Source organism: Corynebacterium sp. 13CS0277, assembly GCF_002994655.1.
In the GTDB taxonomy this organism is placed as follows: Bacteria; Actinomycetota; Actinomycetes; order Mycobacteriales; family Mycobacteriaceae; genus Corynebacterium.
Genome location: NZ_PPDL01000002.1, coordinates 140901 through 159007, shown reverse-complemented (window position 1 = coordinate 159007; position 18107 = coordinate 140901). Strand labels below are relative to the sequence as shown.

18 protein-coding genes are annotated in these 18107 nt (G+C 69.0%); 9 read left to right on the top strand and 9 right to left on the bottom strand.

Translation table 11 applies throughout. The features are described 5' to 3' along the window. The first annotated feature begins 46 nt into the window (after nucleotides 1-46). The 3 genes from C1Y63_RS01320 to C1Y63_RS01310 all read left to right on the top strand — a co-directional run bounded on the left by C1Y63_RS01320 (nucleotide 47) and on the right by C1Y63_RS01310 (nucleotide 3014). Nucleotides 47-1417 (top strand): chloride channel protein, encoded by a 1371-nt coding sequence (locus C1Y63_RS01320; protein WP_146128824.1) that lies wholly within the window; start codon nucleotides 47-49, stop codon nucleotides 1415-1417. Between the two features lie 347 nt (nucleotides 1418-1764). Then, a complete protein-coding gene (locus tag C1Y63_RS01315; protein ID WP_106014663.1) occupies nucleotides 1765-2802 on the top strand; it encodes an enoyl-CoA hydratase/isomerase family protein in 1038 nt (345 codons plus the stop codon). Between the two features lie 20 nt (nucleotides 2803-2822). After that, nucleotides 2823-3014, top strand: a complete 192-nt coding sequence (locus tag C1Y63_RS01310) for a DUF6767 domain-containing protein (RefSeq protein WP_106014662.1) — start codon at nucleotides 2823-2825, stop codon at nucleotides 3012-3014. A 23-nt stretch (nucleotides 3015-3037) separates the two neighbouring features. Here the strand turns inward: C1Y63_RS01310 and pnuC are convergent, their stop codons facing one another. From pnuC to C1Y63_RS01295, 3 genes are read right to left on the bottom strand one after another with little or no spacing between them, the layout of a single operon-like run. Beyond that, on the bottom strand, nucleotides 3038-3721 hold the full coding sequence (gene pnuC, locus C1Y63_RS01305) for a nicotinamide riboside transporter PnuC (protein ID WP_106014661.1): 684 nt from the start codon (nucleotides 3719-3721) through the stop codon (nucleotides 3038-3040). Further along, nucleotides 3718-5337 carry a DUF6882 domain-containing protein gene (locus C1Y63_RS01300; protein ID WP_106014660.1) on the bottom strand — a complete coding sequence of 540 codons (1620 nt, stop codon included), beginning with the start codon at nucleotides 5335-5337 and terminating at the stop codon, nucleotides 3718-3720. Before C1Y63_RS01300 ends, pnuC begins: the two co-directional genes overlap by 4 nt. 12 nt (nucleotides 5338-5349) lie before the next feature. Next, nucleotides 5350-7008 carry a peptide chain release factor 3 gene (locus tag C1Y63_RS01295; protein ID WP_233195512.1) on the bottom strand — a complete coding sequence of 553 codons (1659 nt, stop codon included), beginning with the start codon at nucleotides 7006-7008 and terminating at the stop codon, nucleotides 5350-5352. Nucleotides 7009-7544: 536 nt separating this feature from the next. On the opposite strand from C1Y63_RS01295, the gene C1Y63_RS01290 reads away from it, so the two are divergent. Continuing rightward, the gene (locus C1Y63_RS01290) at nucleotides 7545-7907 is read left to right on the top strand and encodes a hypothetical protein (protein ID WP_106014659.1); all 363 of its coding nucleotides are present in this window, start codon (nucleotides 7545-7547) and stop codon (nucleotides 7905-7907) included. 77 nt (nucleotides 7908-7984) lie between these two features. Here the strand turns inward: C1Y63_RS01290 and pth are convergent, their stop codons facing one another. From pth to C1Y63_RS01270, 4 genes are read right to left on the bottom strand one after another with little or no spacing between them, the layout of a single operon-like run. Then, a complete protein-coding gene (gene pth / locus C1Y63_RS01285) occupies nucleotides 7985-8626 on the bottom strand; it encodes an aminoacyl-tRNA hydrolase (protein ID WP_106014658.1) in 642 nt (213 codons plus the stop codon). Nucleotides 8627-8658: 32 nt separating this feature from the next. After that, a complete protein-coding gene (locus C1Y63_RS01280) occupies nucleotides 8659-9339 on the bottom strand; it encodes a hypothetical protein (protein WP_106014657.1) in 681 nt (226 codons plus the stop codon). A gap of 38 nt (nucleotides 9340-9377) precedes the next feature. Beyond that, the gene (locus tag C1Y63_RS01275) at nucleotides 9378-10265 is read right to left on the bottom strand and encodes a hypothetical protein (protein ID WP_106014656.1); all 888 of its coding nucleotides are present in this window, start codon (nucleotides 10263-10265) and stop codon (nucleotides 9378-9380) included. A gap of 6 nt (nucleotides 10266-10271) precedes the next feature. Further along, nucleotides 10272-10928: a hypothetical protein gene (locus C1Y63_RS01270; RefSeq protein ID WP_106014655.1), complete on the bottom strand. Its 657-nt coding sequence runs from the start codon at nucleotides 10926-10928 to the stop codon at nucleotides 10272-10274. 396 nt (nucleotides 10929-11324) lie between these two features. Here C1Y63_RS01270 and C1Y63_RS01265 point away from each other — a divergent pair, with 396 nt between their 5' ends. The 5 genes from C1Y63_RS01265 (at nucleotide 11325) to C1Y63_RS01245 (ending at nucleotide 16252) form a co-directional block, all read left to right on the top strand. Then, on the top strand, nucleotides 11325-12758 hold the full coding sequence (locus C1Y63_RS01265; RefSeq protein WP_106014654.1) for a glyceraldehyde-3-phosphate dehydrogenase: 1434 nt from the start codon (nucleotides 11325-11327) through the stop codon (nucleotides 12756-12758). An 11-nt stretch (nucleotides 12759-12769) separates the two neighbouring features. Then, the gene (locus tag C1Y63_RS01260; protein ID WP_106014653.1) at nucleotides 12770-13309 is read left to right on the top strand and encodes a hypothetical protein; all 540 of its coding nucleotides are present in this window, start codon (nucleotides 12770-12772) and stop codon (nucleotides 13307-13309) included. A gap of 330 nt (nucleotides 13310-13639) precedes the next feature. After that, a complete protein-coding gene (locus tag C1Y63_RS01255; protein ID WP_106014652.1) occupies nucleotides 13640-13975 on the top strand; it encodes a FeoA family protein in 336 nt (111 codons plus the stop codon). Nucleotides 13976-13981: 6 nt separating this feature from the next. After that, nucleotides 13982-15943 carry a ferrous iron transport protein B gene (gene feoB, locus C1Y63_RS01250; protein WP_106014651.1) on the top strand — a complete coding sequence of 654 codons (1962 nt, stop codon included), beginning with the start codon at nucleotides 13982-13984 and terminating at the stop codon, nucleotides 15941-15943. 15 nt (nucleotides 15944-15958) lie between these two features. Continuing rightward, complete coding sequence (locus tag C1Y63_RS01245) at nucleotides 15959-16252, top strand: hypothetical protein (RefSeq protein ID WP_146128823.1); 294 nt, start codon at nucleotides 15959-15961, stop codon at nucleotides 16250-16252. Here C1Y63_RS01245 and C1Y63_RS01240 read toward each other — a convergent pair. Both C1Y63_RS01240 and C1Y63_RS01235 read right to left on the bottom strand, forming a co-directional pair. Continuing rightward, entirely contained in the window at nucleotides 16233-16535 is a 303-nt protein-coding gene (locus tag C1Y63_RS01240) for a hypothetical protein (protein ID WP_106014649.1), read from the bottom strand. The two genes, C1Y63_RS01245 and C1Y63_RS01240, sit on opposite strands and share 20 nt — an antisense overlap. Before the next feature lie 136 nt (nucleotides 16536-16671). Continuing rightward, the gene (locus C1Y63_RS01235) at nucleotides 16672-17754 is read right to left on the bottom strand and encodes a hypothetical protein (RefSeq protein ID WP_106014648.1); all 1083 of its coding nucleotides are present in this window, start codon (nucleotides 17752-17754) and stop codon (nucleotides 16672-16674) included. Between the last annotated feature and the right edge of the window lie 353 nt (nucleotides 17755-18107).

Here is an 18107-nt window from a genome sequence, read left to right as displayed (position 1 = left end):
GGGTGTCTGTGTGGAGACCCCAACGCGTGGGAGGCGAAAAAAGATAGTGTCACGGTGGTCCGTCGCCGAGGTTGTCCGTTTCCGGCGGGGTGGGCTGTATCTCATGGCTGCGGCCGTGGGTGTGCTCGCCGGGGTGGGGGCGGTCGCTTTCCGCTGGGCGATCGGCGGGTGGCAGCAGCTGCTCACCGGGCATGCCGATCTCACGGAGGACCCCGGCCTGCCGCTCGGGGGCCTTGTGGGCGCTCTCGGCGGCGGCAACCATGCGGCGCTGATCCTCGCGCCGGTGCTCTCCGCCTGCCTGTACGCGCCGCTCATGGCCCGGTTCGGGGCGTGGGAGTGCGGCCGGGGAGTTGCGGGCGTCATGCTGGCCGCCCGCGCCCATGGTGGGGCGGTGCCGTTGCGGCCCGCAGTGGCGACGACGGCGTCGTCCGCACTGACGATTGGCGGTGGCGGCAACGCCGGCCCGGAGGGGCCGATCTGTGAACTCGGTGGTGCGCTGGGGCATCTCATTGCCCGGCGGTGCCGGGTGCCTAGGGCAACGGGCCGGCTGCTCACGGCGGCAGGTGTGGCCGCCGGGGTGTCGGCGGCGTTCAACGCCCCGCTCGCGGGCGCCTTTTTTGCCATGGAGGTCATCCTGCTGGACTTCACCTCCGACACCTTCGTGTGCGTCGTCATCGCCTGTGTGGCGGCCACCGTGACCAATAAGCAATTCGTGGGCGATGGGTTGTCGTTTACGCTGCACCAGGATTTGTCGCTCGCGCACGACACCGACTTAGGCCTCGTGCTGGTGCTCGGGCTTGTCGGTGGGGTGGTGGGCGTGGTGTTCACGAAACTGCGCTACCGCCTCGACGACGCTGTCAGCCGCGTGTGGCGGGGGCCGGTGTGGCTGCGGCCCATCGTCGGCGGGGTGGTTCTCGGCGGGTTGCTGTGGGCGCTGCCCAGCGCCTACGGGGAGGGCGACGGGGTCCTCAACAACGCGCTGCGCGGGGAGGTGGCGGTGGGCCTGGTGCTGCTGTTGTGCGGGGCGAAGATCGTGGGCTGCGCCCTGACGATGGCCATCGGCGGGGTGGGCGGCACGTTCGCCCCGAGCTTGTTCATCGGCGGCATGCTGGGCGCGGCTTTTGGTGCCGTGGTGGAACCCAGCAACGCCTACGCCATGGCGATTTTCGGGATGCTGGGCATGGGCGCGGTGTTCACCGGTGCCGCCCGCGCCCCGATGACGGGGGTGCTGCTCATCATGGAGCTCACCGGGCAGTTTCGGCTGCTGGTGCCCCTCATGCTGGTTGTGGTGGTGGCGACCGGCATGAGCCGGGTGCTGTCGCGCACCACCATCTACACGGAGGCGCTTGCCCGGATGGGGCAGGATCCCACCCCGCCACCACCGGTGGCGTACCGGGCGCACACAGAGCCGCGCTAGCCGCGCTGGATGACCAGCGGCCCGCCGTCGGGGTGGCCTGCGGCGACGAGGCGAGAACGAGCGCTCATGGGGTAGCAAGCCGCAAGGGGCGCACATCGCCCCCAGGCAGGCAGCGCAGGTTGGGGCTTGCCGGCCTCCTGGCTTGGGCCCCAGGCGCGCAGGGTGCGCGCGGCGGCTGAGGCTGACAGTGGCGAGCTCCGCTTTCGGATGTGCACCGGAATTCCCGTGCACAAGCGTTCGCTGTGCTGCAGGAATTATCCTCATGGCACCCGACTGACGTCCATCAGCGGAAAATGATGGGAGGATCCGCCTGCGCAGATGCTTGTGATGTGGAACACTAGGTGGGTATGAGTACTACGCACCCTGTCCTTGTGTCCGTCCGCAACTCCACCGGAGTCCTCGAACTCAACCGGCCGAAGGCCCTGAACTCCCTCAACCACGAGATGATCACCCTCATCTCTGACGCGCTCGACGCCTGGGAGAACGACGACTCCATCCACCGGGTGGTGCTGCTGTCCACCACGGAGCGCGCTTTCTGCGCCGGCGGCGACGTGCGCGCCGTCCGCGACGCCGGAGTCGCCGGCGACTACGCCTCCGGGGATCGCTTCTTCGTCGACGAGTACGACATGAACGACCATCTCGCGCGCTTCCCGAAGCCCATCGTCGCCGTCATCAACGGTGTCGCCATGGGCGGCGGCCTGGGGGTCAGCTGCCACGGCTCCCACCGGGTGGTGACGGAGCGGGCGTTTGCCGCGATGCCGGAGATGGCCATCGGCTTCATCCCGGATGTGGGCATGACGCACATGATGATGCACATGGTGGGCACCCGGGGTGCCCCCTCGGCAGCGTTGGCGAAGTTCCTCGGGGTCACCGGCTGGCGGCTCAACCCCGCGGAGATGATCGCCTCCGGCATGGCCACGCACTTCGTGCCCGCGGCCGACGTGGAGGATTTCACCCAGATGCTGGTGGAAGAGTCCATCGACTCCGCCCTCGAGCGCTACGCCACCGAACCTGCGGGGGAGGATCGGCTCGCGCCGCTCATGGGGCAGATCGAGGAGGTGTTCTCTGGTGGCACCTGGCAGGAGATTGCGGCCGCCCTCGCTGAGCGCGCCACGCCCGACTTCGCGCAGCTCGTCGAGGAGCACCTCGCCGGCGCCTGCCCCACCTCCGTGGTGGCCGCCATTGAGCTGTTCACCGCGAACGCGACGGTGTCGCTGCGGCACGCCCTCGACAACGAGCTCAGCCTCGGCAGCCTCATGCGCCGCCGCGACGACTTCGCAGAAGGAGTACGTGCCGTCCTCATCGACAAGGACCGCAACCCCCACTTCCAGCCCGCGGACATCGAGGCGGTGGATCCCGCGCCCCTGCGTGCAGTCCTGCACTGAGCAGGCGTAGCCTCACACATGTGACCCGCCACCGCAGCCCGAAGTGCCCCATCCGTTACGGCGAACCCTGCACCGCCTGCCAGCCGGGCACCTCAGGCCCGAATGACTGCCAACTCGTCGTCCTGGTCCGCGAGGACCCGGAGCTCAAAGCGATGATGCGGGAGATGATTGCCCGCCACCGTGCGGAGGATACACACAACCCCCAGGCCTGACGCATGCCCGGGGGTTGTGGTTTCTAAGGGGTGCTGCGCTGGGTGCGCACCCAGGTGACGAAGCCCCACAGCACGAAACCGGCGTAGAAAATGTACAGCGCCGCCGAGGGGTAGTAGCCGGCCGCCAATAGCAGCGGCACGCCGACGATGTCGACGCCGATCCAGATGAGCCAAAACTCCGTCCAGCCGCGCGCCATCCCAAAGGTTGCCAGCATGGAGCCGACGAAGATCCACGCGTCCGCCCACGGGCCCCAGGAGCCCAGGGCCTGGAAAATGAGGGCGCACACCACGGTGCCGACCACCGCGGTGGCGAGCATGCCGAGCCGCTCTGCGCGGGTCGCCCAGCGGGGCTGCACGGCAGCAGGCTCGGAGACAATGGACCGCGAGGGGTCAAGGTCCTCACATTCGCGGATGCCGGCGCGCTTGGCCTGCGCCCACTGGTACCAGCCGTAGATACTGACCAGGAGGAACATGACCTGCCGGCCGGCCTGCCCGTAGAGATCCAAGTCCTGCGGGGTGTGGAACACCCCGCCGAGAAACACGGTGAACAGCAGCACGTTGCCGACGATGCCGACCGGCCACGCCCACACCACCCGCTTCATGCCCCCGTACGCGGAGGCCAGGCCGAAGAGGTTGCCGACGATTTCCCTCACGAGGATCGGCACCCCACCAATCGTCAGCGTGGCGCCGAGGAGAGTGTCGATCACAGGTCGTCCATCCGCAGCCGCGCCGGCGTGCCGTCGGCCTGCAGGGCCACCCGGTGGGGGCCCAGCACCAATTCGAGGGCGTCGCCGGTGTCCGTGAAGGGCACGTGGTGGCGGGTCAAGAACACCCGCATGGCTTCTTTCGCGGCCAGCCCCGCGGGCGCGGGGTGGGCGGTGTGGATGACATCCCACAGGGTGGCGGCATCGATGGGGCCGGGGGCGAGATCCGGGTGGGTGATGAGCGCGATGGCCTCCACCTGGGGTGCCACCGGCACCCGGATGCTGGCCGGGCGGCCGAGCAGCGCCTTCGCTGCCGTCACCGCCGCGTACACGTCCGCCTCCTCAGCGGGGGCGCCCAGCAGTCGGGGCTCCTGGTGCTCCTCACCGAAGGCGCGGATAGGGGCAGCGGCCTGCTGTGCCGGGGCCGGCAGGTTCGGGTCCTGCCACGCCCACAGCCAGCCCGCCGGGCCAATGGTGGCGATGGGCAGAGCACCAACGATGACGGTGCCCTGGGGGGTGGTGATGTGTGCCTGCCCGCGCCCCAGGTCGAGGGTGACGGTGCCGGCCGGCCAGCGGCGGCTGAGCAGCACCTGCCCGAGGCTGGCGTCGTAGAGGTTGTCGAGCACCAACTGATCGAACGCCGTCACCTCCTCGCCGCTGGCGGGGGTGGTGTCGACTGCGGGCGCCGGTGTCTCCTCGGGGGTGGACTCGACTGCGGGCGCCGGTGTCTCCTCGGGCGCGGCAGGAGCGGTCTCGGCTGCGGGCGAAGGTGTCTCCTCGGGCGCGGCAGGAGCGGTCTCGACTGCGGGCGCCGGTGTCTCCTCGGGTACAGCCACTGCGGCGGCCGGGGCGGTCAGGGGGGTTTCGATGGAGACCGTCAGCGCGATCGGGGGAATCTCCCGCGGGGCTGCGGGCTGCGTTGCGGTGGCCGGCTGCGCTGCGGTGGTCGGCTGGGCGACGTCGTGGGCTGCGGCGAGTGCGGTCGTGAAGGCCACTTCGCTGCCGTCAGTGAAGGCGAGGCCGCCGGGGATGTCTTTGACGCCGAGGGAGTGGAAGGCGGCGTAGCCGAGCAGCGCGCGACGCTCATCAAGTCCGCCGAGTTCCGCGGCTGCGAAGGCCTCGGCGGCGCTCACCCCCTCGATGGCGGGCAGGTCAACGTAGACGGCGTCGGCGGTGGCGACCATGGGCTCCGGCAGGCGCAGCGGGTCCTCGTGGGCGGCGAACAGCAGCAGGCCGTTGCCGTAGAGGGTGCGGACGGCACCCGTGAAGGCCGTGGTGAGTTCGGTGCTGCCGGCCAGGGCCTGGCGGGCATCCTCGTCGAGGTTGAGGGCGGCGGGAACCTCCGGGGTGACCGCCCAGGTGAAGGTGTCGCCGACGACGGTGCCGATGACCTCCCCCCGCAGCGTGAGGGTCTCGTCGTGGCCGGACAGCCGCACGTCGAGGCGGCGCACCAGCGGCGCGGCGAGCGGGTCGGCCGCCTCCCCGGTGGGTTCGCCGTAGTCGATGTGGGGGTCGATGCCGCGGTCGACGCCGAGGCGGCGGTAGAGGTCCGCTGCGCGGAGCGCCTGGTCGAGGGCGCCGTCGGCGGCGATGTCGCTGAGGCTCACAGTGGTGCTCATGGGGGTGCTTTCTTAGTCGGCGACGAGGGGGTAGAGCTCGAACTCGGGGTGTTCTTTCTCAATGAACTGCAGGCGCCACTTGTCGCCGAACAGGGCGACGAGTTCCCCGTCGGTGCGGGTGAACACTTCGCAGCCGCGCTGCTTGGCCAACTCGGCGGCGGTGGCGGGGGTGGTGCGCCGCGCCACCTGGTAGGGGATCGGTTCGGCGACGGTCTCCACGTTGTACTCGTTGTCCATGCGGGCCATCATCACTTCGAACTGCATGGGGCCGACGGCCGCCATGACGGGGGCGGCGTCGCCGCGGGCGTCGTTTTTGAGGATCTGCACCACGCCTTCGGCGGCGAGCTGGTCGAGGGCCTTGCGGAACTGCTTGTACTTGCCCAGGCTCTTGGCGCGCAGGGTGCGGAAGTGCTCCGGGGCGAATTGCGGCATCGGCGGGTACTGGACTTTCCGGCCGGCGTAGATGGTGTCGCCGGGGGCCAGGGAGCCGGCGTTGACGAGGCCGACGATGTCGCCCGGGTAGGCGGCGTCGACGGTATTCCGGTTGCGCCCGAACACGGTCAGCGCATACTTCGTGGAGAAGCTGCGGCCCGACTGGGCGTGGGTGACCTGCATGCCGCGGGTGAATTCGCCGGACACGATCCGCATGAACGCCAGCGAGTCGCGGTGGTTTTTATCCATGCCGGCCTGCACCTTGAACACCACACCGGAGAAACTGTCGGCAATGTTGCGGGTGCTGTCAATCGCACTCGTCGCCGCGGCGACGGCGTCCTCCCCGGAATCCCGGGAGGCGGGCGCGGGTGCCAGCGCGCAGAGCGTGTCGAGGATCTGGTGCACACCAAAGTTGAGCATCGCGGAGGCGAAAATCACCGGCGAGGTCGTGCAGTCGAGGAACAGGTCCTGGTCGTGCACCGCCCCGTCCATCGTCATCAGCTCGACTTCCTCGGCGGCGGTCTCCCAGGCCGCGCCTTCTCGCCCTGCCGCATCGGCGGGGGAGTAGTGCTCCTCCGGGGCGATGGTGGAGCCACCGGCGGTGCGGATGAAGTGGATGTACTCCACCGGCTCCCCGTCGTCGGACACGCGCGCCAGGCCGCGGAAATCACCGGCCTCACCGACCGGCCAGAACAGCGGGGTGGGCTGCAGGCCGATCTCGGTGACGATGTCATCCATGAGCTCCAGGGGCGCCATGCCGGGGCGGTCCCACTTGTTAATCACCGTCACGATCGGCAACCCGCGGGCCTTGCACACCTTGAACAGCTTCAACGTCTGCGGCTCCAGGCCCTTGGCACCGTCGATGAGCATGACCGCCGCATCCACCGCGGTGAGCACCCGGTAGGTGTCCTCGGAGAAATCCGCGTGGCCGGGCGTATCCACCAGGTTGATCATGTACGGCTCCCCCTCGTGACCTTCCGGGGCGTACTCGAACTGCAGGGCGGAGGACGCGATCGAAATACCGCGATCCTTCTCCATCTCCATCCAGTCCGACACCGTCGACTTACGGCCGGCTTTGCCGTGCACGGCACCGGCCTCGGAAATCACGTGCGCGTGCAACGCCAGCGCCTCCGTCAACGTCGACTTACCGGCGTCGGGGTGGGCGATGACGGCGAAGGTGCGGCGGCGGGCCGCCTGCTGGGTGATGTGGGCGGGGGTGGAAGCGGTGGTTTCAGACACGCCCCGTTACTCTACCGCCAGCGCCCAGGCCCGCGCCCAGCGACAGGGCAGCCACCGGAAAAACCCGCCCACGCCACACCGCAAATAAGCCCAACTGCAGACGGCTGCACATCTGCCATGTAACAGTTCGGCTGTCACCGGCGACCATAATGAATGTGCAAGGGCACAGCCCACCGACAACCACCGCCACCACCTGCACGTGCCGATGATCGTGCCGCGGCCGAAATCTGTGGCGACGGGCGTGATGAAGAGTCACTGTCGCCACTGTTTCGGATGCGAGCGCGGCGCGACCCGCGCACGGAAGAGAAAAGGTGCTGTTGCATGTGGGCCGTGGCTGGCATCTAGGATGTCCCCTTGAACTACCCGCCCCGCCACTGTCCGGTGGCCAGGTGCGTATCCTTACCTGCGAACCGGGCCCGTTGTTTGCAACAGCACCGCATCCGGGCCCGAAGGATGCCACCCCACTGGATCTTGCAGTGGCGGGGCGGGTCCACCGAAAAAACTCAGCACGCTCGTCCTTGAAGGAGACACCCCTTATGCGCCGCATTGCCGCCGCCGTGACCATTGCCCTTGCGATGGGTTGTATGCCCGTTGCTCACGCCGAAGAGCCTGCCCCGGACACCACCATCACCACCCCGGGCGAGCGCACCGACGACGCCGCCACCGGCGGCGAGAACACCACCACCGGTGGCGAGAACACCGAGCAGCAGGGTGATCGGAAGCCGACCACCGGCGAGCTGTCCTCCTGGGCGACCGGTTCCGTGCAGACCCCCGCCGGCCTGCTGTTCTTCACCGGCGCTGCGGTGCTGATCGTCGTCGCTGAGCTGTACCTCATCGCCGCCGAGCTGCTGCACCTGCCGACCCCCTTCGAGATCAAGCCGCCGGCTATCCAGCGCTAAGCCTGCGTGCACGCGGATAAAAACCACCAGCGATGACGCTGGTGGTTTTTTCTCTGCCTACCCCGAGGCCGGGGCGGTTATTTTTCGGCGTGGATGGTGTTCTGCGCCTGCGGCAGGCCGGACGTGACGAGGAGGCGGGCGGCGCGGGCGGCGCGCTCGCAGGCGGCGGCCGCATCGAAGTCGATGGCACCCAGCACATGGTCGGTGACGGTGGCGCCTGCCGCCGGGCGGCCGATGCCGATCCGCACCCGCAGGTAGTCGCGGGTGCCCAGCTGCTCGGAGAGGGACTTGAGACCGTTGTGGCCGTTTTCGCTGCCGCCCAGTTTGAGCCGGACGGTGCCGCGCGGCAGATCGAGTTCGTCGTGGAGGGCGATGACGTGGTCGGGGGCGATACCCCAGCGGGCAGCCAGCGGGGCGACGGCCTCCCCGGAGAGGTTCATATACGTCGTGGAGCGCACCAGGGCGACGGGGGTGCCGTCGACGTCGAGGTGCTGCACGAGGGCTTGGTTTCCGCGCTGCGGGGAGTAGCCGGTGGCGGGGGCGAGTTCATCGGCCGCCATGTAGCCAATGTTGTGGGCGGTCACGGCGTATTCGGCACCCGGGTTCCCCAGGCCGATGATGAGCCACTGCGGCACCGCCCCCTCCTCCACATCCGGGGCGGAGGTTTCCGGGTGGTCAGCGCGGCGGAGAAAGCGGGTGAGGCGGGCGAGAAGTGACATAGGGCTTCATCCTAGGCGGCAGCAGCCCGGGGTTAGTACATGAGGGTCACGTGGGCGCCAGTGCCGCCCGTGCAGTCCAGTCGGCCGGTGCCCTGGGGCACGCAGTCGAGGGAGTAGTCCTGACCGGTCACAGGGGAGTGGACGGTGATGGTGCCGCCCGTGGTCTTCATCGCGGCGGCCCTCTTCGCCGTGTTGATGGCGAAGGGGCAACTGGTGGCCTCCGTGGTGGCGTAGGCGGTGGCCCCGCCGCCCGTCCCGCAGCGCGTGGCACCAGCAGGTGCCGCGGCCCGGGGCTGCGTGCTCGGCGTCGGCTTCGTAGAGGACGTCGTGGCCGGCGTGCTCGTCGGCTTCGCGCTGGGTGTCGTGCTCGTGGGCTTCGCCGACGTGGGCTGCGACGTCGTGGGCGCAGTGCTGCTCGTGGGCCGCGGCCCGGCGCTACTCGTCGGGCGGGTAGAGCTCGCCGTCGGCGCGGCCGAGGTCGTCGTCCGCGGCGCGGGGGCGATGGTGGGCGTGGTGGTGGCCGGCGCGCTTATGCCCGCGGGCGGCGGCGGGTCGCCGCCGTCGATGAGTCCCGTGAACCAGGCAATGCCGCCCAGGGAGATCAGGATCGTCGCCAGCAGCACGCCCACGAGGACGACAGTGCCGCCGCGGGACGAGTGCGGGGACTCGGTGACCACGGGGATGATCTGGGTGTCGTCGTCGGGGGCGTGCATCGCGGACTCCTTCTCGCGGGCTCTAGGGGCCACCCACCCTACGCGGGTGCGTGGCAGTCCCGTGCCGCCGGCACCGGCGTGGCCGCGAGTGCCTGCTGCAGGGCGCTCGCCGTGGTGCTCAGCGTCTGGGTGCCCTCAGCGAAGCTGCCGCGGGTGGCGATCGCTACCCCCAGCACCCCGCCCGCGGTGGGCAGCGTGCCGAACTGGCGCACGAGATAGGTGCCGTCCGGGTCGGGGCCCCAGCCGCCTTTGAAATGCGCGCCGGGAATCAGCCCCAGCCCCCAGGACTGGGAGGGGTCAATCTGCCCCATGAGGTCGTAGACCACCCCGCCCCGGCAGGGCAGGGTGGTGGCGAAATCGGCTTGCTGTTCCAGCGGCCACTGGGTTTGCCCGAAGGGGGAGAACTCGGGTCGGAGGCGCTCAGCGGGGACGCCCACCTCGGCGATAGCGCCCACGGCGCTGGCGGCAACAGGGCCCGCCCCGAGGGCCTCCCACAGCTGCATCGCGGCATCGTTGTCGGACAGGGTGATGGCCTGCCGGAGGGCGGCATTGTCCGCGCCGATGACGCCCGCGTCGAGGGCCGCCATCGCGAGCGGCACCTTGATCGTCGACCAGGCGGGGCCTTGCTGGGTGGTGGGGGTGCTGGCGTGGTGCACCCCGTCGGAGAGTACAACCTGCACGCCGGCGGGCACCTCGAGGGCGGCGAGGAGGTCCTCGAGGCTGGTCTCCGCGGCGGGGGCCGGGTCGGGCGCCGGAGTCGGGGCGGGCTGCCCGCGGGTTACCGTCACCACCGTCGTCGAGGGTGCGGGGCGCTCCCAGCCGGCACCGCAGCCGGCGAGGCTGCCTGCCAGGGCCGCGGCCCCCAGCAGCGCGCCGCCGGCGCGCAGCACCCGGTGCGTGCGGGCAACGCTGGCACACGTTGTCACGGCGGTTTACTCCGGGATGATCTGCACGACGGCGTTGTTGCCGCCGGTGCAGGTGTACCAGCCGCCATTGTTCACGCAGCGCATGGCGTAGTTCTGGCCGGTCACCGGGGAGTAGACGGTGACGGTGCGGGTGCCGAAGCTGCCGCCCAGCGAGTTGTATACGTTGAGCGCAAACGGGCAGGACGTCACCGAAGAGCCGGCGTACACGGCCCAGCCGGCGCTGCCCCCGCAGCGCGACCAGCCGGCCTGCGGCTGGATGGCGGCGGGTGCCTGCACGGCGGGCGCCTGATTGTTCGGCAGGGCGTCGTCGACGACGACGGTGGAGGTCACCACATCGGAGGAGCCGGTGAGTTTCGTGCGCAGGCCGAAGGCGTCACCGAAGTAGACGATCGCGCCCACGAGCGCCAGCACCGCCACGGTGACGAGGACCCCGATGAGCGCGCCGTTGCTCTTCTTCGGCGGCTGCGGCGGCATCATGCCGGGCATCATCTGCGGGTAGCCCTGGGCGGGGTACCCCTGGGTGGGGTAGCCGCCCTGCATGGGGGCCTGGGGTGGCATCGCGCCCTGGGGTGCTGCGGCACCCTGGGCGTAGTCCGGGTAGGAGTCGACGGTGGGGAAGACCGTGGTGTCGGCGTTCGGGTGGGTGGGGTCGTTGTCGGCCATGGGTACCTCGAAAAAACTGCTGGGAAGACGCTGTGAATAGGCGTAAAACAAGAGTATGCCAGGGCCTTGGTTTGGGCACCTAATCTGTCCGGCGGGGTGCCGCCAGTGCGGACCCACGTCTGGGAGTGTGTGGCCTGTGGGGTGCCGTGGGCGGGTGTGCGTGGCGGCTGTGCGGCACACGAGCTGATGCCGCCCGCCGGGCGGGGCGTGGCCCGCGTTACGCGGGCGGGTGCCCTGTGGGCACCGACACCCCCACCTGGGGGAGGAAACTGGGCCCGAAACACAGATTTCTTCGTTAGGGTTGTTGTGCACCCCGCCCGCGCGCCCGGCCCACCCCGTCTTGAGGCGTGGAGGCGGGTCCCCTGTTGACACACTCCACCGTGGAAGGCTCACCCCATGCCCACTTATGATTTCACGAAGCGCCTCGAACTCGCGGAGCAGATGATCCCCCTGCTGGGTCGGCTGCGTCGCAACAACAACGTTGTGACCTCCATTTATGGCTCCCTGCTGGATAACGCCACCGCGATCGACATTGTGAAGTCGCACCGTTTCGCCCGCCGCGTGGCCGGCCAGGAATTGGATGTGGCCAAGACGCTGCCCATCGTGGAGATCCTCACCGAGCTCAACCTCGGGACTTCCTCCATTGACCTGGGCGAGCTGGCCGCCCGTTTCGATGCCAGCGGCAGCGAGGACCTGCGGGCCTTCCTGGAGGAGGAACTCGCCGAGGTCATTGGTGCGGAGACGGCTGCCGAGCCGGTGGACGTGGTGCTCTACGGCTTCGGCCGTATCGGCCGCCTGCTGGCCCGCATCCTGCTGGCGAAGCAGTCCTACCGGGGTGTGCGCCTGCGCGCCATCGTGGTGCGCAAGAACGGCGAGGGTGATCTGCTCAAGCGCGCCTCGCTGCTGCGCCGCGACTCCGTCCACGGCGCCTTCGATGGCACCATCACCGTCGACGAGGACGCCAATGTCATCTGGGCGAACGGCACCCCGATCCAGGTCATCTACTCCAATGACCCGGCGAGCGTGGACTACACCGCCTACGGCATCGACAACGCCATCGTGGTGGACAACACCGGCCGCTGGCGCGATCGGGAGGGCCTGTCCCAGCACCTCGCGGCGAAGGGTGTGGCCAAGGTGCTGCTCACCGCCCCGGGCAAGGGCGACCTGAAGAACATCGTCTACGGCATCAACCACGACGACATTGTCGAGGGTGACCAGATCCTGTCGGCCGCCTCCTGCACCACCAACGCCATTACCCCGGTGCTCAAGGCCGTCAACGAGCGCTTCGGTGTGGAGTTCGGCCACGTGGAGACCGTGCACTCCTTCACCAACGACCAGAACCTCATCGACAACTTCCACAAGGGGGAGCGCCGCGGTCGCGCCGCCACCTTGAACATGGTGCTCACCGAGACTGGTGCCGCCAAGGCCGTGTCGAAGGCCCTGCCCGAGTTCGAGGGCAAGCTCACCGGTAACGCGATCCGCGTGCCCACCCCGGACGTGTCCATGGCGGTCCTCAACCTCACCATGTCCCAGGACGTGGATCGGGACACCGTCAACGAGTACCTCAAGCAGGTGTCGCTGAAGTCGCAGCTGCGCCAGCAGGTGGGCTACATCCACTCCCCGGAGGTGGTCAGCACCGACTTCGTCGGCACCACCCAGGCCGGCATCGTCGACGGCCTGGCGACGATCGCCTCCGGCAAGCACTTGGTGCTCTACGTCTGGTACGACAACGAGTTCGGCTACTCCAACCAGGTGATCCGCATCGTGGAGGACATGGCCGGCTCCCGGCCGAACGTGTTCCCGCGCCGCAAGGGCCTGGACGACATCTAAACTGATCGTTCATGCCAGCACTCGGGCCCGCCCTCAGCAAACTCCTCCTCGGCATCGCGGTCGTGGTGGCGGTGCTGTGGGGCGGGCTCGCGCTGTTAGCCTCCGGCAAGCAGGCGCCGCAGGATCCGCCGGCGCCGCGCTGCCTCGTGGAGCCGGCCGCCACAGCGCCCGCAGCCTCACTGCCCGCGGATCCGCTCTTCCTCTATGGGCTGGTGGCGACGAACCTGCCGGCCCAGGTGCCGGGCCTTAAGCCTGAGGGGCCGGTGCGGCCCCACCTCGCGCAGCGCTGCAGTTGCGCCCGCGGCGGGGAGAACCGCACCGCCTCTCACAGCTACGTCATTGATCCTGCGGCGGGTTCGGATGCTGCGCCCGGGCAGTGGGTGGCCTGGCTGGATGAGGCGATGGCCTTGGAGAGCGGCTGGGAGCTGCTGCCGGGGAGTGCTGCTGGGGTGCGCGAGTATGCGCGCCCGGCGACGGGTGGGTCGCTGCGCGTGGAGGTCACGCCCACGTCCGCCCGCGTCGAGGGGGTCAGTGGCTGCGTCCTCCGCTAGGTGGATGTCCGCGCGAGGTCGTTGCTCAGGGGGTGTGTGCGCCGGGGTGGGGCGCGGGTGTTTCGGAGTGGGGCCCGTGCCGTCGTAGGCACGCGGGTAGCAGATATGCAGCACGTGTGCTGGGTGCGGGGGATTCCGCGCGGATTGGGGGTGCGATGGGGACTCCAGTGCTTGGGCTGGCAACCCAGTGCAAGGTGTGGGTGATAACAGTGATAATGGCCACTGACCTGCGGGAAACCTGGGCGGGCTCGGCGTTGTGAGCCTATGATGAGCGTGTCCGAATGACTGCGGCTACGCTGTCCTACCGTTTTCTCAAGGAGCGTGTTCTCCATGGCTCAGCAGACCCCCGATGCGGTGGTCGACCCCCGCCACCCAGAGACGTCCGCGCACCCCGTCGCGTGCGAACAACCCCACGGCTGGGAGGAGGAATTCTCACTCGCGACCGTGCCGCTGGGCAGGCGCTGCGAAATCCTCGGCGTCAGTGTCCTGGAAGATGCGCTGCGCCGCCGGCTCGCCGAGTTGGGCATCCGGCCCGGCATGGCGGTGAGCGTCACCCAACGCACCTCCGGGGGTGGGCGAGTCATCAAGGTGGGCGATACCCGCTACGCGCTCGACAAGCTGACCGCGCGGGCGCTGCGCGTCCGGCCGGCACGGGAGGGGCGGTAGGGAACCATGGCACGCAAAACACTGCCGGCGGCCAGCTGCCACTGCGAATCCCACGGGGCGCGCATCGCCCCCGACCACGCGCCGATCATCGCACTGGTGGGCACCCCGAACGCGGGCAAGTCGACCCTGTTTAACGGGCTCACGGGCGCGAAGGCCCGCATGGGCAACTGGCCCGGCACCACGGTGGAAGTCTCCCGCGGCGCCTGGCACGCGGGCGAGAACGTGTACGACGTCATTGATTTCCCCGGCGCGTATTCGCTGGATCCGATGAGCCCGGATGAGGAACTCACCCGCGACCTCATCATCGACTGCGCCGCTTCGGAGCGCCCCGACCTCGTCATGGTCGCCGTCGACGCGGCCAGCCTGGGCCGCTCGTTGTACATGGTGGCCCAGCTGGCGGAGGAAGAATTCCGCCTCGTCGTGGTCGTCACCAAGGCGGATGTGGCCGCCGCCCACGGCATGCACGTCGACGGGGAACAGCTGAGTCGGGCGCTCGGGGTGCCTGTCGTGGTGGTGGATCCCCGCCGCAGGAGTGGTTTGAGCCTCGTCGCCGACACCGTGGCCGCCCAGATGCAGCAGCCGCCCACCGTGCGCCGGGAACGAGCCGCCGGCGACGAGTTCGCCGTCGCCAACGACCGCTTCGCCTGGGTGGAACGCGCACTCGCGGCCGCCACCACCCGTGAGGATACGGAGACCGCCACCTGGACGGAACGCATCGATAAAGTCGCCCTGCACCCGGTGGCGGGCCCGCTGCTGTTCCTCGCCACCATGTGGGTGGTCTTCCAGATCACCACCACCGTCGCCGCACCCCTGCAGGACGGGCTGGAGTCCCTGTTCTCCGGGCCGGTGAGTGACTGGGTGACCAGTGCCTTGGGTGTCCTGCACCTTGACCACCCACTGGTCACGGGCCTCGTCGTCGACGGGCTCATCGGCGGCGTGGGCATGGTGCTCACCTTCGCCCCGCTCATGGCGCTGATGTTCCTGTGCCTGGCGGTGCTGGAGGACTCCGGCTACATGGCGCGCGCCGCGGTCGTCACCGACCGGCTCATGAAGCGCATCGGCCTGCCCGGTAAGGCCTTCATCCCGCTCATCGTTGGCTTTGGGTGCAACGTGCCCGCCATCAGCGCGACCCGCGTGCTGGCGAAGCCCTCGCAGCGGCTGCTCACCGCGCTGCTCATCCCGTTCACGTCCTGCTCCGCGCGGCTGACGGTGTACGTCATGCTCGCCGCCACCTTCTTCCCGCACAGCGCCGGCACGGTCGTGTTCCTCATGTACGTCATCTCCATCGCCCTGGTGGTGCTGGCCGGCCTGCTCATGCGCCACACCCTGTGGCGCCGCGTCGGCGACGAACCGCTCGTCATCGACCTGCCGGTCTACCAGCTGCCCGGGGCACGGCTCGCACTGAGTGTCATGTGGCTGCGCCTCAAAGGCTTCCTGCAGACCGCCGGCGGCATCATCGTCGCCACCGTCGCCGTCGTCTTCCTGTTGCAATCCACCCCCGCCGTCGGCGGCTACAGCTTCGGCGACGAGGACCTGCCCCCGCAGGACTCCGTCTACGGCACCGTCGCCAGCACCGTGGCCCCTGTGTTCACCCCGGCCGGCTTCGGCTCCTGGTCCATCACCGGCACCCTGCTCACCGGCTTCGTCGCGAAGGAAGCCGTCATCGCCTCCTGGGCGCAAACCTACGCCCTCGAGGACGTCACCGACGACACCCCCGACGAGCAGGCCTCCAGCCCCCTGGCGACCGCCATCCGCGCCGACTTCGATGAGGCCTCCGGCGGACACCCGCTCGCCGCCGTGTGGGCGTTCATGATCTTCCTGCTCAGCTACACCCCGTGTGTGGCCACACTGGCGGCACAGCGCCGCGAAATCGGGCTCAAGTGGACACTCGCCGGCGTCGGCATCCAGCTGGTGCTCGCGTGGGTGCTCGCCGTCGCCTGCTTCCACCTGCTCAGCATCTGGCTCTAGGACGTGGCGCAGCCGATGAATCCCACCCCACAGCACCCACGCGATACTGCGACACCACCGCTTGATGCGGTGCTCGGCGCCGTGCGCGCCGGGCACAGCACCCGCGCCGACATTGTGGCCGTGACGGGCCTGGCCCCCAGCACCGTCGACGCGATCCTGTTTCACCTGCAGCGCACCGGCCACATGGTGGCCCACACCGAGGCCATCTGCGGCGGCCGCTGCAGTGCCTGCGCCACCGGCTGCAGTACGGGCTGCGGGCCGGCCAGTGGGCTGCGCACCCTGACGCTGTCTAGGCCTGCGCGCCGCTAAGCATCGCCCGCAGCAGGGTGCGGGTCTGGCCGTCGAGCTGATCCCGCCCCCAGGCGTCGAGGAACGCCCGCTGAAACAGCCGGGTCACCAACTCCTCCGAGATGGGGTAGCGGCGCTGCTTGGTGTAGAACACCCCGATGAGCATCGCCAGGGACACGTTGCCGACGCAGCCCATGACGTGTGCCATGAGATCCCCAAGCATGGGGTCGATGCGGGTGACGAAGTCGACGAAGTCGCACTCGTCGGGGTAGACCTCCCGCAGGTCCGGGTGGATGTGATCCATGGGGCAACCGCCTCCTTGCGTGGGGCGGCATGGTCCCGCGCCCCCGCGCGGGATCCCCCGACCGCCAAGAAAAAATGTTTCCTGCCACGCTAGCAGCCCCCACCCCAGGCCACTAGATGATGTGCATCACACCGCGCTAGGGGAGGAGTCCGGGCGGCAGCATCCCCGGGGGAAGGGTGCGCAGCACGCTGATGACGGTGCTGATGAGCACCCCCACCACGAGCATGAGGCCGAGGACATCCCGGGACGCCTGCTCAGCGGAGGCCTCGCCCGCATAATCGGGCTTGTCCGAGGGAGTCTGCACGCGCGAGGGCTGCGCCGGAGTCGGCTTCGCCGCGGTCGGCTTGGCCGTGGACGGCTTCGCCGGGGTGGGCTTCGTCGACGGCGTGTTCGTGGTGGGCTTACCCGAGGTGTTCGTCCGCGTATTCATCAGCTGCTCCAGCTGCCGGCGCTGCGAGGCCGTGAATTTCCCAGACAGGCTGTGAATCCACTTCTTGTTGCGGTTGATCTTGTCGATCTCGAGCAGGCACGACTCGTAGGCGTCGGCCCACACCGTCGGTCCCCGCTCCGCGAGCAGAGTGTCCGCGGTGGTGATGCGCTCATCGAGGCCCTGAGCATGGGCGGCAAAGATGTCGCTCACGTTGAGCCAGATGTTGCCGAAGGGGTACTTCACCCATTCCCGGGCCTCGTCCTCCGTCTCGCGCCACGAGGCCACGTTCTCGCGGCCGGTGGTCAGCGGAGTCGCCCCAAGGCCGTAGCGGCCGGTGTTGACGTAGTAGTCGATGGACTCCCACACCTCCTCGAGGAACGAGCTGCCGAACGTGAGCACGTTGTCGATCTCGAAGTCCTCGGCGCCGGCGTCGATGAGGGCCTGCTCGAGTTCCTCCGCGCGGGCGTCGAGGTCCTTCTTTTCCTCCGCGGAGAATTCCCGTGTGCGGGACTCCTCCAGCAACCCGATGTAGCTCAACCCCATCTCGGACAAGGTGGGGTGGGCTTTCAGCCCTTCCCTGATGACCTGCTGGTCGATCTCCTTGAGCTCGGTGAGGTAGGCGACCGCTGCCTGCTTTGCCGCCTCGTCGGTGTTGAGGGTGCAGTTGGGCAACGTGTCGAACGCGGGGTTGTACTCGAGCGTGCAGGACACACCGGCGTGGGCGGGTGCCGCCACCACGCCGACGACGAGGCTCGCGGCGAGGGTACCCGCGGTAAGAAGAGTGCGCATGAGGGGAGTGCTTTCTCGTCAGTGCGGCAGGAACGACGCACGGGAAGAAACATGGGGGTCACAGTCACGCGGTGCGGTGCTACCCGGTGGCGCAGCCACAGCAGCTCAGCGTGCGGGCGTGATGCGCACCACGTCCGCCGATTCTGACAATCGGACTCACCGCGTGTCAAGGGATGCGCATTGTCCTCCCCCGTGCGGGGGTAGTAGCACAGCTGCGGAGCAGACGAATTGAGGCTAAGCTTGTGTACTTGTGAAGGTGGAGAAGCTTCGGAAACGGGTCGAAAAAGGCTCGAAGAAAAAGAAGTGCTGTAAGAGCAAACCCCGGTGCCGGTGCTGCCCGGTGGTGATCCACC